The 14,303-nt window shown below is 64.8% G+C and carries 14 protein-coding genes; 11 read left to right on the top strand and 3 right to left on the bottom strand.

The window, feature by feature from the left end; genetic code table 11:
• Nucleotides 1-40 precede the first annotated feature (40 nt).
• The 6 genes from LB566_RS29475 to LB566_RS29450 all read left to right on the top strand — a co-directional run bounded on the left by LB566_RS29475 (nucleotide 41) and on the right by LB566_RS29450 (nucleotide 6,916).
• The gene (locus LB566_RS29475) at nucleotides 41-1,027 is read left to right on the top strand and encodes an ABC transporter substrate-binding protein (RefSeq protein ID WP_224629612.1); all 987 of its coding nucleotides are present in this window, start codon (nucleotides 41-43) and stop codon (nucleotides 1,025-1,027) included.
• Between the two features lie 75 nt (nucleotides 1,028-1,102).
• Complete coding sequence (locus LB566_RS29470) at nucleotides 1,103-2,806, top strand: ABC transporter permease (protein ID WP_224629610.1); 1,704 nt, start codon at nucleotides 1,103-1,105, stop codon at nucleotides 2,804-2,806.
• Nucleotides 2,794-3,870, top strand: coding sequence for an ABC transporter ATP-binding protein (locus LB566_RS29465; RefSeq protein ID WP_224629607.1), 1,077 nt, complete (start codon nucleotides 2,794-2,796; stop codon nucleotides 3,868-3,870). Before LB566_RS29470 ends, LB566_RS29465 begins: the two co-directional genes overlap by 13 nt.
• Entirely contained in the window at nucleotides 3,870-5,036 is a 1,167-nt protein-coding gene (locus LB566_RS29460) for an MBL fold metallo-hydrolase (protein ID WP_224629633.1), read from the top strand. The genes LB566_RS29465 and LB566_RS29460 overlap by 1 nt, the downstream gene beginning before the upstream one ends.
• Complete coding sequence (locus LB566_RS29455; RefSeq protein ID WP_224629605.1) at nucleotides 5,033-5,797, top strand: 5'/3'-nucleotidase SurE; 765 nt, start codon at nucleotides 5,033-5,035, stop codon at nucleotides 5,795-5,797. Before LB566_RS29460 ends, LB566_RS29455 begins: the two co-directional genes overlap by 4 nt.
• Nucleotides 5,798-5,917: 120 nt before the next feature.
• A complete protein-coding gene (locus LB566_RS29450) occupies nucleotides 5,918-6,916 on the top strand; it encodes a DUF930 domain-containing protein (protein WP_411910519.1) in 999 nt (332 codons plus the stop codon).
• Here the strand turns inward: LB566_RS29450 and LB566_RS29445 are convergent.
• Both LB566_RS29445 and LB566_RS29440 read right to left on the bottom strand, forming a co-directional pair.
• Nucleotides 6,902-7,594, bottom strand: a complete 693-nt coding sequence (locus tag LB566_RS29445) for an HAD family hydrolase (RefSeq protein WP_224629601.1) — start codon at nucleotides 7,592-7,594, stop codon at nucleotides 6,902-6,904. The two genes, LB566_RS29450 and LB566_RS29445, sit on opposite strands and share 15 nt — an antisense overlap.
• 86 nt (nucleotides 7,595-7,680) lie before the next feature.
• Nucleotides 7,681-8,322, bottom strand: a complete 642-nt coding sequence (locus LB566_RS29440) for a hypothetical protein (RefSeq protein ID WP_140517923.1) — start codon at nucleotides 8,320-8,322, stop codon at nucleotides 7,681-7,683.
• A 182-nt stretch (nucleotides 8,323-8,504) separates the two neighbouring features.
• Here LB566_RS29440 and LB566_RS29435 point away from each other — a divergent pair, with 182 nt between their 5' ends.
• The 5 genes from LB566_RS29435 (at nucleotide 8,505) to ptsP (ending at nucleotide 13,328) form a co-directional block, all read left to right on the top strand.
• A complete protein-coding gene (locus LB566_RS29435; protein ID WP_224629597.1) occupies nucleotides 8,505-8,942 on the top strand; it encodes a transcriptional regulator GutM in 438 nt (145 codons plus the stop codon).
• A gap of 52 nt (nucleotides 8,943-8,994) precedes the next feature.
• Nucleotides 8,995-9,762, top strand: a complete 768-nt coding sequence (locus tag LB566_RS29430) for a PTS glucitol/sorbitol transporter subunit IIC (protein ID WP_140625045.1) — start codon at nucleotides 8,995-8,997, stop codon at nucleotides 9,760-9,762.
• Nucleotides 9,763-9,778: 16 nt separating this feature from the next.
• Nucleotides 9,779-10,783 (top strand): PTS glucitol/sorbitol transporter subunit IIB, encoded by a 1,005-nt coding sequence (locus LB566_RS29425; protein ID WP_140554310.1) that lies wholly within the window; start codon nucleotides 9,779-9,781, stop codon nucleotides 10,781-10,783.
• Nucleotides 10,784-10,924: 141 nt separating this feature from the next.
• Nucleotides 10,925-11,305, top strand: a complete 381-nt coding sequence (locus tag LB566_RS29420; RefSeq protein ID WP_224629596.1) for a PTS glucitol/sorbitol transporter subunit IIA — start codon at nucleotides 10,925-10,927, stop codon at nucleotides 11,303-11,305.
• 52 nt (nucleotides 11,306-11,357) lie between these two features.
• Nucleotides 11,358-13,328, top strand: a complete 1,971-nt coding sequence (gene ptsP, locus LB566_RS29415; RefSeq protein WP_224629594.1) for a phosphoenolpyruvate--protein phosphotransferase — start codon at nucleotides 11,358-11,360, stop codon at nucleotides 13,326-13,328.
• A 19-nt stretch (nucleotides 13,329-13,347) separates the two neighbouring features.
• Here the strand turns inward: ptsP and LB566_RS29410 are convergent, their stop codons facing one another.
• Nucleotides 13,348-14,148, bottom strand: a complete 801-nt coding sequence (locus tag LB566_RS29410) for a hypothetical protein (protein WP_224629591.1) — start codon at nucleotides 14,146-14,148, stop codon at nucleotides 13,348-13,350.
• Between the last annotated feature and the right edge of the window lie 155 nt (nucleotides 14,149-14,303).

The raw sequence follows: 14,303 nt of genomic DNA, 5'->3' as shown, positions 1-14,303 counted from the left end.
GGGGCCGGACCGGTCGTGCACAGACAGGACAGGAGGTCTCATGAAGACGCTATTCATCAAACTGCTGGGCAGCCAGCTGGCGCTCGCGGCAACTTTGTTTGCCGGCATGGCAAGTGCCGAAACGTTGACGCTCTACACATCCCAGCCGGAAGCCGATGCGGCCAAGACCGTGGAGGCCTTCAAGAAGGCGCAGCCCGGCATCGACGTGGCAATCTATCGTTCCGGAACAAGCGACATCCTCACCAAGATGGCGGCCGAATTCGCCGCCGGCAGCCCGCAGGCCGACGTGCTGTTGATCGCCGATGCGGTCTCGATGGAGCTGTTGAAGAAGGACGGCCGGCTGCTGCCTTATCCCGAGGCAAAGCTCGACGGCATCGAGCCGGATGCTTACGACGCCGACAAGACCTATTTCGGCAGCAAGCTGATCACCACCGGCATCGTCTACAACACCGCGGCGGCGCAAAAGCCCGAGCATTGGGCCGACCTCGCCAAGCCGGCCTATGCCGATGGCCTCGTCATGCCGAGCCCGCTCTATTCAGGTGCCGCCGCCTACCTGCTTTCGGGCTTCGTCGGCGATGCCGATTACGGATGGGACTTCTTCCAGAAGCTGAAGGCCAACAACACCGTCAGCGTGCGCGGCAATGGCGCGGTGCTGAAGTCCGTGGCATCAGGCGAGAAGCCCTATGGCATCCTCGTCGACTTCATGGCGATGAACGCCAAGAAGAAGGGCTCGCCGGTGGAATTCGTGTTCCCCTCGGAAGGCGTGCCGGCCGTGACCGAACCGGTCGCGATCATGAAGACGGCCAAGAATGTCGACGGCGCCAAGAAGTTCGTCGACTTCATTCTCTCGGACGAGGGCCAGAAGCTGGCGCTTTCCATGGGCTACCTGCCGGCACGGGCCTCGGTCGGCCGGCCCGAATGGCTGCCGGAAGGCGTCAAGGTCAAGGTGATGTCGTTCGACACCAAGGCAATCGTCGCCAAGACCGACGCCGACAAGGCGAAGTTCTCGGAACTGTTCGGCGGCTGACAAGTCTCGACGATCCGGCCGGATGCCGCTTCGGCGGCATCCCGCTGCCGCTGGTCGAATTTCAGGAAAGCAACCATGCCATCAACGATCAGGGAAAGCCGGGGCCAGGAAATGGTCCTGACGGCGGCGGTAGCCGTCGTCATCGTGCTGCTCTCCCTGCTGCCGATGCTGCGCCTCATCAAGGAGATCGTGGCACCCGGCGGCACGGTGTCGACGATGGCCCTGGAGGCCGGACTGAGAAGTCCGGCGACCTGGATCGCCACCTGGCACACGCTTGTCGTCGGCGTAGGCGGCACGGTGCTTGCCGTGCTGTCGGGGACGCTGGTGGCGGTGCTCATCACGCTGACCGATATACGCGGCCGCGGCGCCCTGGTGCTCTGCTACGTCATGCCGCTGATGATCGCGCCGCAGGTTACGGCGCTTGCCTGGCTGCAACTGTTCGGACCGGCCAGCCCGTTCCTCAAGCTGTTCGGCGCCGCACCGCCGCTCGGCACCAAAAACCCGCTCTATTCCACGTCGGGCATCATCCTGCTGCTCGGCGTGCAGTACGGCCCGCTGGTGTTCCTGCTGGTGCGCGCCGGCCTGCGCAAGCTGCCGCGCGAACTGGTCGAGGCGGCGCGGGCCGGCGGCGCGAGCTGGTTCACCGTGCTCGTCACCATCGTGCTACCCCTGATGACACCGTCGATCATGGCGGCAGCGGCACTGGCCTTCGTGTCCTGCGTCGGCAATTTCGGCATTCCCGCCTTTCTCGGCATTCCCGCCAATTATCTCGTGCTGCCGACCTTGATCTATCAGAAGCTGGCCGGCGGCGGGCCGGCCGTGCTCGGCGAGACGGCGTTCCTGTCGGTGCTGATCGGCATCATCGCCATGGCCGGCATCATCGCCCAGGAGGTCATGAGCCGGCGCCGCGACTACCGCATCAGCTCCACCTCGCTGCCCGCCGAGCCCTACGAGCTTGGCCGCTGGCGTCCGATCGTCCAGGCCGGCATGTGGCTGCTGGTCGTGCTGGTGCTGTTCCTGCCGCTGTTCGGGCTGGTGCTGACGTCGTTGGTGCCCGGCTACGGCATCGCGCTCAGCGCCAAGACGGCGACGCTCGACAATTACCGTTTCGTGCTGTTCGAGCACGCTGCCGCCAGCCGCGCCTTCTTCAACAGCTTTTGGCTGTCGATCGCCGCCGCCTTCTTCGCGGTCCTCGTCGCCGTGCCGATCGGCTATCTCATTGCCTGGGGCAAGCAGCGCTGGGTGCGGCTGCTCAATCTTTCGGTCGAACTGCCCTATGCCTTGCCCGGCGTGGTGCTGGCGATCGCCTCGCTGCTCTTGTTCCTGCGGCCGATCCCGCTGACCGGCATACAGCTTTACAATACGGTCTGGATCATTCTCTACGCCTATCTCGCCCGATTCCTGGTGCTGGCCTTGCGGCCGACCATCAGCGGCTACCACCAGATCGACCGGACGCTGGAAGAGGCAGCACAAGTGGCGGGCGCCGGCCTGTTCACCCGCATGCGCACCATTGTTTTTCCGCTGGTGGCGCCGGCAGCGATAGCCGGCGGCCTGCTGATCTTCATGACGGCGCTCAGCGAGCTTACGGTCTCGGCGCTGCTGTGGTCGTCGGGTTCCGAGACAATCGGCGTGGTGATGTTCTCGTTCGAACAGGGCGGCGATTCCAACTACGCGGCGGCGATGTCCGTCATCACGGTCGCGGTCACCTTCGTGCTGATGCTGGTGACCAACCTGCTTGCCCCTCATCTTCCGAGCGGAGTTCTGCCATGGCGCGATTGACCCTGGACCATGTGACCAAGAGCTTCGCCGAGTTCGATGCGGTCAAGGACGTTTCGATCGATGTCGGCGACGGCGAATTCCTTGCCGTGCTCGGGCCTTCCGGCTGCGGCAAGACGACGTTGCTCAGGCTTGTCGCCGGCTTCGAGAAGGTGACGTCGGGCGAAATCCGTATCGGCAGGGAGGTCGTGTCGGGTGCAGGCGGCAGCGTTCCGCCGGAGAAGCGGCGGGTCGGCATCGTCTTCCAGAACTACGCATTGTGGCCGCACATGACGGTCGCCGAGAACATCGGCTATTCACTCAAGGTTGCAAAGCTGGACAAGGCGGTCGCCCGCCAGAAGGTTGCCGATGCGCTGGCCCTGGTCAATCTACAGGGGCTGGGAGACCGCAGGCCCGCCAACCTCTCCGGCGGCCAGCGCCAGCGCGTGGCGCTGGCGCGCTGCCTGGTCGCGGCGCCCTCGCTGGTATTGTTCGACGAGCCGCTCGCCAACCTCGACGTGCATCTGAGGGCCTCGATGGAGGACGAGTTCGCCGCCTTCCACAAGCGCACCGGCACGACCATCGTCTACATCACCCACGACCAGGCCGAGGCCATGGCGCTGGCCGATCGCATCGCGGTGATGGATCACGGTCGCCTGGTCCAACTCGCGACGCCGCGCGAGCTCTATCATGAGCCGGCGAATGAAATGGTGGCCTCCTTCATTTCGCAGGGCATTCTGCTTCCGGCCGACGTGCTGAGCGCCGAAGAGGCCGGTCATTGCAAGGTCCGGGTTCTCGGGACCGAGCTGGTCGTCCGCTGCCGGGCAGGCGAGCGGCCGCGCGCTGGGGCAAGGATCTGCTGCCGGTCGGCCGATCTCGACGTGTCGCCGGACGGCCCCGGCTTCGATGGCCTCGTCAAGCGGGTGATCTACCAGGGTGGCTCGGCGCGCATCGAATTTACGCCTTCCGCGGGACCTGATCTTACCTTGCATTTCGAGCAGCCCGACCCGGTCGTGCTGGAGAGCGGAGCCCAGGCGCGCCTGCGCATAAAGTCCGGCTGGCTGATCCCGGCGGAGGCGGCGTCGTGATGATGCTGGACCTCGCCGGCGGCTTCGGCGAAAAGGGCCGCACCAGCCTTGCCGTCCGCAGCGGAAACGATCGCATCCTGCTCGATGTCGGCATCAAGGTCGGGGCCACGGGAGCGGAGTACTATCCGGCGCTTGGCGGGTCGATCGCCGACATCGACGCGCTGTTTGTCTCGCATGCGCACGAGGATCACGTCGGCGCGCTGAGTTGGCTCTTGTCGCGCGGCTATGCCGGTCCGATTTTCATGACGGCCGAGACCCGTGCCGAGGCTCCGGCCACGCTCGCCGGCTATGCCCATCCCGGGGATCTCAAGCGGTTTCCCTTTCCGGGAGATCGCATCGAGATTTTCGAGCCCGGCGATATGCTGAAGAGCGGCAATCTCACGGTCAGGACGGGGAGGTCGGGACACGTCGTCGGCGGCGTCTGGTTTGCCGTCGACGATGGCAGAAACCGCGTCGTCTATTCCGCCGACGTGGTGCCGGACAGCAACGTCTTCGTCATGGACGCGATCCCCCAATGCGATCTTCTCGTTCTCGACGCCTCCTATGGCGCCGATCCCGTGCCGGGTGCGGCGCGCGCCGAGGCCATTTCGGGCTGGGTGGCGCGACATTCGAACGGATGCCTTCTGCCGACGCCGCTGTCGGGGCGGTCGCTGGAATTGATCGCGGCCTTGCCGGGGCCCTTCGCCATCCACGCCGGCATGCGTGCTTCGCTCGAAGCGCAGATCGCCGCCACTTCAGCGCTGCTGCCTGGCGTATCCGAGATGCTGCGCTTGCGGCTGCGGAGTGCCGCAGACTGGACCGACGCCGACCCGCTGCCCTCGCTACCCTTGCTGGCCGATGACGGCATGGGCGAGGCCGGGCCTTCGTCCCGCCTGCTGCCGCGCGCCGACCGGGCCGGCTTTCCGGTGCTGCTCACCGGGCATCTGCCATCCGGCTCCCCTGGCGATCTGCTCCACAAAGCCGGCCGGGCGGACTGGGTGCGCATGCCCACCCACCCAACACTGTCGGGGAATGTCGATATCTGGGAGAAGGCAGGGCGCCCGGAGACGCTCGGCCATTCCTGCGCGAGCGAACTCCTCGACGATCTGAAAGCCCATATTCCGTCGCTGCGCCCGCAATGCCGCACCGGCCAGACCATCACGGTGCCGCAAGGAAAAAATATATGAGAATCCTGATCTGCAACGATGACGGCATCGAGGCGCCGGGCCTTGCCCGGCTGGTCAAGGCGGCCGGCGGCCTGGGCGACGATTTGTGGGTGGTGGCACCCGACGGCAAGCGCACCGCCGCGGGCGCATCGCTGACGATCGCGCGGCCGTTGACGATGCGGCGCGTCAAGCCCGGCTGGTATTCGTGTTCCGGCACTCCGGCCGACTGCGTGGTGAGCGCGATGACCTGGCTGTTCGCGGGCGGCCAAAAGCCCGACCTGGTGCTGGCGGGCGTCAATGACGGGCGCAACGTCGCCGAGGACCTTGCCTATTCCGGGACGCTGGGCATTGCGCGCGAAGCGACATTCTGGGGCATTCCGGCGATCGGCTTTTCCCGGGTGAAGAATCCGGACTTCAGCGAAGCCGACGACCAGTGGCTCGGCGCGTTGATCGCCTCGCTCTGGCGGTCGCGTGAAGAGTGGGCGACGGACGGCCATTGGCTCAGCATCAACCTGCCGGCTTCGCTGCCGGCCGGGATCCGGCAGCCGCGCATCGGCCGCGACAAGATCGGCCGCAAGGCCGAAATCCTGGAGAGCGACGGCGATCGCACTGTCATCACCGTCCCGCGCGGGCGCGCTCATGCAAGTGAGCCGGGCGACGAGAACGAGGCGATCGATGCCGGCTTTGTGAGCATCAACCGGTTGAACTGGTTTGGCGAAACGCGGCTGGACGGACGGTTTCTGGACGAGATCCTGCACCAGCCTACGCCTGATCATCACTAAGCTGTCAGCGGCAAAATCTCGCCAATTCGATGCCTACGCTTGAAGCCGCCACCATTTCATTCCACATCGGTCAGCATGAAGGGCGAGGCACGAGAGCGGCGTCGGAATCTGTTGTGGGCGTTGCCCGCATCGCTGATCCTGCATACGCTCCTCGCAGCGCTGGTGTTCTACAATCTGCCGAGGCCAGCCCAAGAGCCGCAGCAGGACCAGCCGGTAAATGTCGCGCTCGTGCCTCCGCCCGACCAGCCAAAACCGAAACCTGCTCCCGCACCGCCGCCAAAGGAGCCCAAAGCCGAGAAGCCGCCGGAAACGAAGGCTGAAGAACCGCCTCCGCCCGAGAAGCAATCGCGCAAGACGCCACCGATCGAGACCCTGAGACCTGTCTTTCAGTTCGGCGACAAGGACGCCGGCCCCAGGAAATCCCTGGACGGAGCCAGCGCTCAAGACAATTCGCCGGCGCCTGCCAAGGAGGAGGCCTCGAAGCCGCCCGTGACGCCTGAGCCTGCGGAGACCAAGTCTGGCGCGCCGGCGGCCACCGAAAAGCCGGCAGAGTTGCCCGAGGCCGACAAGCAAACGGCCGCGGCACCGCCGTTGGCCGCCGATGACGGCGACGCCGAGGTCGAGCTTCCCCTATCGGCTGAAAAGCCGACGCCAAAACCCGCCAATGCGCCGAAACCCAGTTCTTCAAAGGTCTCGAAGTCCTCCAACGAGAGCGCGCGAAGCCCAGCTTCCCCCGATGCCGCCAGTGCCGCGTCGCGGCGCGGGCTTCCGGGCGTTCGCAAGCTCTATTCGCAAGACGCTACCGGCGATCCGCTGGCCACGACCTCGATGGGCGGCGTGCCGCGCGCGCAGCGGGGTGCCAAACTTTGCGCCAGCGCATTGCAGCAGCAATTGCTGGACGCCGCCTATTTCCCCGACTTGATCCCAAGCGTGCCGCTGAAGGCCGGCAATATTCTCAACGCTCCCGATGTCGCGTTCCGCGCGACGGGCACATGGTACCATCTGGGCTTCCGCTGCGAGGTCGACAGCGATGTGACCAGGGTTTTGTCCTTTGGCTTGCGTGTCGGATCTGTAATTCCGCCCGACGAATGGGTTCGCCTTGGACTACCCACTCGCTAGAGTGTAGGCGGGAATACCGAGCCCAGCCAGTTGCCGGCCAACTTCCTGCCAATCGGCGCAGACGAAATCGGCGCCGGCCGCCTTCAGCCGCGCGCTGTGCCCGGGATAGGTGTGACCGCCGCCGGTGTAGCCGATCGCCGTCATTCCGGCAGCAACCGCGCCCTGGATGCCGAAAGGCGAATCCTCGATGACGATGCAGTCCGCCGGATTGGCGCCCATCTTTGCCGCGGCGAACAGGAAAATGTCCGGCGCGGGCTTGCCGTTCTTGACCATCGAGGAGCTGTAGATCGCGTCGCCGAAGAACCGCGCCAGCGCGGTTACCGCCAGGCTGTGGTTTATGCGCTCGACGGAGGACGAGGAGGCAACGCAGCGGTCGCCCTCAAGCGCCTCCAGAAACGCGGCGATTCCTGGTGTAGGCTTCAGTTCCTGCGAAAACAGCACCCTGGTCTCTGTCCAGATGTCGCCGTCCGCCGCCGCCGGAAACTGATGGCCGGTCAATTCCCTGATTTTGACGATGATGTCAGACTGTTTCATGCCGATGCACTGGGCGATGATGCCACCGTGGACGCCGGGCATGCCGTGCTTTTCATAGACGCGCTCATAGGCCCTGGCGGCCAATGGTTCGCTGTCCACGAGAACGCCGTCGCAATCGAAAATGACAGGTCTTGATCGCGCCACGCGCTTCTCCCCGGAGTTTTGCACTTTGCTACCGGCAAAAAGTCAAATGTTCAATAGCGTGATGTTCGGGCGCCAAAACCTGGCCGTCAAAGCTGGCGTAGCGCATCGCTGGCCCGGGCCGACCCAAGCGCGCGCTGCATGGCCTGCCGCGATTGCGCGCGGTCCGGCGTGATCCAGTTCGGTTCGGCGCCAAGGAAGCGGTCGAGGAAAGCCACGGCATAGGCCGGCATCTCGGTCACGTTCTCGCGATAGGACCACCATGTGCGCAGGTCGTCGGCGCATTTGTCGATGCTTGGGGCTGAGCCGAATTCCTGCTCGTAGATCGCCGAAATCACCGAAACGCAATAATTGGTGTAGAGGAACCCCTCAGGCCAGAAGCGGACGATTTCCAGCGTGCCGGCATTCTGCTCGGTCTCGACGAGATGGCTGAGGCCGGAGACTTCCCTGGCCGGCGCCTGTCGTATCAGTTCGCGCAGCACGAGACCGGCGGCAAAGACGATGAAGTCGGCGCGGTCGATCGCGGCGAAACGCTTCTGCGCCTCCATGATCTCGACCCAGTCGAGAAAGGCCCTTGTGAGCCGGGCTTCGTCGATTTCAAAACGCACGCCGAATGTGTCGGACACCACCTTGGCGCTGCCGCGAAATGTGGCGCGGAACCAGCGCAACTGCCGCAACCGATGGCGAAGGTCGGGCATAAGGGCCAGTTCATCCCTGAAGGGCAGTTCCATTTCACATATCCCGTTTGACGACAGGCTAGCACAACCGTGCCGTCGCCGAAATCGGCCGACGGCCCTGTGGATGAGGTCAATATCATACATATTGACATTCTCGGAAACAAATGTTCTCACTTTGCTGTTGTCGCGCATCCGTCCAAGATGCGGTTCAACGGAGGCTTCGGGAGGAGAACCGAATGGCGATTTGGCAGTGGGGACTGCTTCTGCTGGTTATTGTGTGGGCGCTGCAGTCGCTCGGCGTCTGGCTACAGATGCGGCACTATTCGGACGTCTTCCGGGGCGTCACCGACCAGTACAAGGATGGCTTCGTCGGGGCCGGCAATTTTCGCGGCCGGCTGGCCAAGGGCACCATCGCGCTCGTCGTGGTGACGCCTGACCTGATCGTGCGCCGCATGATGGTCATGAGCGGGCGCTCGGTGTTCACCAAATTCAAGCGACATCAACAATTCGAGGGTGTTCCCCTCGATCGACTCCGGTCCAACCCTGCGATCATGGGGGAGGGGGAACCCGGTGTGGCCGAGGCCGTGAAACGGGCGATCGAACAGATCGACAAAGCACGGTCGGAGCCGGGGAAGAAGCCGGGCTTGTCCGGCTTGAACGTAGCAAGGGCCTAGAGGACGCCGCGCACCGGCCGGGATCAACCGGCGGGCGGCATAAGGAGGAGAAATGTCTGTATTTTCGTTATTGGCGCAGCATGCCGACATGGCCGTGCATAACCTGCATGTTGCAGGCACCATGGTCTCGGATGCTGCCTGGCACGGCAGGCTCGGCGTCGAGCATGCCACCGATCATCTCGTGGTCTTGGCGCAGGCGCAGACCGACAGTGCCCCGGTCACCGCCGATCAGCTGAAGGAACAGCTGAAAAACGTGCAGCAGGAAGAGCAACTCGGCTGGCTGACCGCAATCGGCAAATACTTCATCGGCATCTTCCAGAAGGGCGGGGAAGTGTTCGCCGGCTTCGTCACCGGCATCATCCCGACACTGGTGGTGCTGATGACCGCCTTCTACGCCGTCACCGAACTGGTCGGCGAGGAGCGCGTCCACGGCCTGGCACGTGGCGCCGGCAGGATCGCGCTGACCCGCTATACGCTGCTGCCTCTGCTGGCGGTGTTCTTCCTCACCAATCCGATGGCTTACACCTTCGGATCGTTCCTGGAAGAAAAGCACAAGCCCGCCTTCTATGACGCGGCTGTCTCCTACGTGCATCCGCCGCTCGGCCTGTTCCCGCATATCAACCCGGGCGAATACTTCGTCTGGGGCGGCATGCTGGTTGCGTTGCTTGACCTGGAGAAGCGGGGTGTCGTCGCCGGAGGCTACCACGTCAAGGTGGCGATCTGGTACGCCATCGTCGGCCTCGTCGTCATCCTGCTCAAGGGCATGCTGACCGAGCGCATCACCGCCATCATGGCACGCCGCCAGGGCGTCGAGCTGTAAGGGCGGGGAGGACATCATGGCCAAGACATACAAAGCCGTAAGGATCTCCCGGGGCTCCACAGGCTGGGGCGGCCCGCTCGTCATCGAGCCGACCGCACAGCGCGACAAGATCGTCTCCGTCACCGGAGGCGGCATCCATCCCGTGGCACAGCTCATCGCCGACATGACCGGCGCCACGGCCGTCGACGGCTTCAAGGCGCCGCCGATCGAAAGCGAGATGGCGGTCGTCGTCGTCGACTGCGGCGGCACCGCACGCTGCGGCGTTTATCCGCGCAAGCGCATTCCGACCGTCAACCTGACGCCTGTCGGCCAGGCTGGGCCGCTCGCCCAGTTCATCACCGAGGACATCTACGTTTCGGGCGTGAAGCCGGCCAATGTCACGATGGCGGACGGATCCGAGGCGGTCACCACTGCGGGGGGAGCAGCATCGATGAGTCCAGGTAACAACACCGCGGCCGCGGCACCACAGCCGCTGCCGAGCGAAGGCGGGGTGATCGGCCTGATCAGCTCGATCGGCCGCGTCATGGGCCGCGTGGTCGGCATCTTCTTCAATGCCGGTCGCCGCACGATCGACCAGGTGGTGCGCAACGTGCTGCCGTTCATGGCCTTCGTGACCATGCTCATCGGCCTGATCCTGTACACCGGCATCGGCGACGTGCTGGCCCAGCCGATGGGACCGCTCGCCAACAACATCGTCGGCCTGCTGATCATCTCGGCCATCTGCGGCCTGCCGTTCCTGTCCCCCATCCTGGGACCGGGTGCGGTCATCGCGCAGGTCATCGGCGTCGCCATCATCGGTCCGCAGATCGCCAACGGCACGATTTCGCCGGCGATGGCGCTGCCGGCGCTGTTTGCCTACAACACCCAGGTGGGCTGCGACTTTGTGCCGGTCGGCCTGGCGCTCGGTGAAGCCAAGCCGAAGACGATCGAAATCGGCGTTCCGGCGGTTCTCATCAGCCGCCAGATCATGGGTCCGGTCTCGGTGCTGATCGCCTGGGTCGTCAGCCTGATCGTGTTCTAAGCAAAATCCGGGAAAGCCTGAAACGGTTTTTCCGGGAAAAGCGCGTAGCGCTTTCCCTTGGGAATTGCGCCAAAACAAGGAGATAGAGGGGTTCATTGTGTCGATGAACCCCTCGAGGAAAGTAGAAATGAGGTTCGCCACATGACGGTTCTGCTGAGAACACGGGTCACTTCCATCGGGCCTGAAGTGGTGGATCTTGCCGAAGGGGGCGTGCTCATCCTGTTCGCGGATGGCTCGCCGCCGGAGCTTGCCGAGGTTTCCGTGCTCCACAAGACGGAACTCGGGCCCAGCGAAGGCGCGCCCCAGAAGGGCGCGTCGATCACCCTTGGACCTGTTTCCGCTACAATCACGGCGGTCGGCTCCAGCGCCTGGAGCAAGGTGCTCGAGATGGGGCATGTCGTCATCTCGTTCAATGGCGCCACCGAGGCCGAGCGGCCGGGCGAGATCTGCGCTTCGCAGGTCGACACCCAAGCGCTCGTGGCCGCCCTGAAGACAGACGCGATCATCACCATCGCCGCCTGAAGCATTCGCGCCGCGACCCATGTCGGCGCGGCGCCACAACAGAGTATTTGCCATGGAACGCTCGACCATCGTCAGAGTGCATGAAGGTTTGCACGCCCGCCCCGCCACGCGCTTCGTCAAGCTTGCCAAGGGTTTCGAATCCGATGTCGAGTTGGTCAAGGACGGCAAGGCGGTCAGCGCCAAGAGCTCGGTCAAGCTGATGCTGCTGGCGGTGAAGGAAAACCAGGAAGTCACCGTGCGGGCGAATGGCGCGGACGCCATCGAAGCGATCGAGGCGCTGATCGGCTATCTCGAGAATCCGAAGGCAGGTCTCGACGAAGACGATCCGCAACCGGCCGCCAATACGGGCGAGGACACTGTGCCGGCGTCCGAACCCGTACCGGCTGTTTCAGGCGTGGCCGGTTTGCGCGGCGTCGCGGCGAGCGAAGGCGTCGCCATCGGGCCTGCCTTCGCGCATTTTCCGCCTGACATCGCTGGACAGGGCCGCATGCTGCAGGCGGAGGAGATCGCCGGCGAGATCGACAGGTTCCGCGCCGCCGTCGCCGCCGTTCAGGCGCGCATGGACAAGGCGCTGGCGCAGGACACCCTGTCCGCCGGAGATCGCGGCATCATCGCGGCGTTGCGGGACATCGCCGCCGACGACAGCCTGACCGGCGAGGCCGAGAAGGCGATCAAAAGCGGCAATGACGCCGTCTCGGCCGTTATCACAGCCGCCTCCACCATTGCCGCCGATTTCAGCGCGGTCGACGATCACTATCTCAACGCGCGCGCCGACGACGTGCATGCGGTCGGACGACAGATCTGTCTGGCGCTGCTCGGCCAGGATGACGCCAGCCTCGAAAATATTCCCGAAGGCGCCATCCTGATCGCCGACGACATAGGCGCCTGGGACCTGGCGCGGGCGCCGCTGAAGCGCATCGGCGGGGTGGTGTGCGGCCATGGCGGGGCCACCTCGCACATCGCCATCATTGCACGTTCGCACGGCATTCCGGCAGTGCTGGGCCTTGGCGACCAGGTCAATGCCTTGCGCGGCGCGCGCGAGGTGGCCGTGGACGGCAATGGCGGGCAGGTGATCGTCGACCCCGATGCGGCGACCCGCGCGGATTTCGCCGCCCGCGTCGAGGCGGCCGCCAAGGAGCGTGCCGGACTGGCCGTGTTCAAGACCGTGACGCCAAAACTCGCGGACGGCAGGGTCATCGAGGTCGCCGCCAATATCGGCTCTCTGGAGGAAATCGAGGCTGCGCAGGAAGCCGGCGCCATGGGCGTCGGCCTGTTCCGCACTGAGCTTCTGTTCATGCGCCATATGCATCTGCCCTCCGAGGACATGCAGGCCGAGACCTATGCGGCGCTGGCCAAGGCATTCGCGCCCTATCCCGTCATCGTGCGCACGCTCGACATAGGCGGTGACAAGCCGATCGCCGGCATCGAATTTCCCGACGAGGAAAATCCCTTCCTCGGCTGGCGCGGCATCCGCATGTGCCTCGATCGGCCCGACATCTTCAAGCGCCAGCTGCGGGCGCTGCTCAGGGCAGCCGTGCACGGCAACATCAAGGTGATGTTGCCGATGGTCTCCGACATATCTGAGGTGCGGCAGACGCGGGTCCTGGTTGCCGAATGCGCGGCGGAACTGAAGGTGCAAGGCGTGCTGCATGCGGCGTTCGATCTCGGCGTGATGATCGAAACGCCGGCCGCCGTGCTGATCGCGCCGGCGCTGGCGAAAGAAGTGTCGTTCTTCTCGATCGGCACCAACGACCTGACCCAGTACATCATGGCCGCCGACCGGCTCAACCCGACCGTGGCCAAGCTCAACGACGTCGCCAACCCGGCCGTCATGTCGGCCATCGAGTTGACGGCAAAGGCCGGCGTGGCCGCCGGCATCATGGTGGGCATGTGCGGCGAGGCGGCCGGCCGCCCGGACCTCATCCCGGCCTTTCTCGAGATGGGGCTGACCGAGCTCTCGATGAGCCCGGCCTCGATCCAGCGCGCCAAGAAGACCATCACGGCCATGGCGGCCGGGCGCTAGTCTCGACCGGAACCGGCAGCTAGGGCAGATGGGCAAGCAAGGTGGCGAAGACAGGTATCAATTCATCGGCCGGGCTCGCCTTGGCACAGGCCTTGACGATGCGGTCGTGACGGATGCCGGCCGCCAGAACCGCGATCTCCAGCATGTCGGGCTCCGGCGCACCGTCGCTGGCCGTGGTGGCCAGGCCGCAGGCCAGGACGACAGGCGCCAGGCAGGCTATGTCGAGCGTCCGGTCGCCGATCGCCTCCGGTTCGGCTTCGACAAAGCGGACAGGACGGTGGTTGAGGCACTCGACCAGCAGCGCCGCACAGGCAGCGGCGACGGCCGGCAGCGCAGCGGGGGCGGGTCTGGCGGGTATCGCTGCCAGCAGACCGGCGTGGCGTTTTCGCATGGCGGCGTGGACGGCGGCGAAATCCGCCTCGTGGATCCGGGCATTATCGATCTTCAGGGCGGCAAGGACGGTCCTGGTCAGATAATACATGTCGCGCCGGAAGACGCGCTCGGCGCTCGACCGGCGTTCCTCGTTGCCGGCCGGGAAATAGGTGCCAAGGCCTTTCACGGTCGTTCCGTCGATCTTCGTCGGGCGTTCATGCGGGACAAAGGATTCGGCGATCGACAAGGCTTCGTCGACGGCACTGGCGGCATGGCCGAGCAGGCCTTCGATGCCTTTGCCCGGGAACGGCGGCAAATGGCTGGTTGCTTCCCGCACGAGATTGGCATCGCTGTCGCTGTCGTGGCGGCTCTGGCGAATGATGTCGCGGACGTCGCGCAGCCGGTCCTTCAAATTGACGCGGACATCCCTGGAGATTTGTCGGAGCATCGCGAATCGCCTCGAAAACGTCTACCGGCCTCGGCCGCCGAGAGCCGGCCGCTGACCCTACATTGTTCCTATCGATTGGTAGATCAATAGGCGATATTAAACCAGCGTGGAGAATCGGCGAGGGACTCCTACATTGCCGAGCGGGGAGACAGACA

The sequence above is a fragment of the Mesorhizobium sp. CA13 genome, assembly GCF_020165235.1.
Lineage (GTDB): Bacteria > Pseudomonadota > Alphaproteobacteria > Rhizobiales > Rhizobiaceae > Mesorhizobium.
This window is presented reverse-complemented; position numbering and strand designations above follow the sequence as displayed.

What these genes read in the sequence shown, in the direction of transcription:
- LB566_RS29475 (WP_224629612.1), top strand. Translation starts at nt 41, where the DNA reads ATGAAGACGCTATTCATCAAACTGCTGGGCAGCCAGCTGGCGCTCGCG.
- LB566_RS29470 (WP_224629610.1), top strand. Translation starts at nt 1,103, where the DNA reads ATGCCATCAACGATCAGGGAAAGCCGGGGCCAGGAAATGGTCCTGACG.
- LB566_RS29465 (WP_224629607.1), top strand. Translation starts at nt 2,794, where the DNA reads ATGGCGCGATTGACCCTGGACCATGTGACCAAGAGCTTCGCCGAGTTC.
- LB566_RS29460 (WP_224629633.1), top strand. Translation starts at nt 3,870, where the DNA reads ATGATGCTGGACCTCGCCGGCGGCTTCGGCGAAAAGGGCCGCACCAGC.
- LB566_RS29455 (WP_224629605.1), top strand. Translation starts at nt 5,033, where the DNA reads ATGAGAATCCTGATCTGCAACGATGACGGCATCGAGGCGCCGGGCCTT.
- LB566_RS29440 (WP_140517923.1), bottom strand. Translation starts at nt 8,322, where the DNA reads ATGGAACTGCCCTTCAGGGATGAACTGGCCCTTATGCCCGACCTTCGC.
- LB566_RS29435 (WP_224629597.1), top strand. Translation starts at nt 8,505, where the DNA reads ATGGCGATTTGGCAGTGGGGACTGCTTCTGCTGGTTATTGTGTGGGCG.
- LB566_RS29430 (WP_140625045.1), top strand. Translation starts at nt 8,995, where the DNA reads ATGTCTGTATTTTCGTTATTGGCGCAGCATGCCGACATGGCCGTGCAT.
- LB566_RS29425 (WP_140554310.1), top strand. Translation starts at nt 9,779, where the DNA reads ATGGCCAAGACATACAAAGCCGTAAGGATCTCCCGGGGCTCCACAGGC.
- LB566_RS29420 (WP_224629596.1), top strand. Translation starts at nt 10,925, where the DNA reads ATGACGGTTCTGCTGAGAACACGGGTCACTTCCATCGGGCCTGAAGTG.
- ptsP (WP_224629594.1), top strand. Translation starts at nt 11,358, where the DNA reads ATGGAACGCTCGACCATCGTCAGAGTGCATGAAGGTTTGCACGCCCGC.
- LB566_RS29410 (WP_224629591.1), bottom strand. Translation starts at nt 14,148, where the DNA reads ATGCTCCGACAAATCTCCAGGGATGTCCGCGTCAATTTGAAGGACCGG.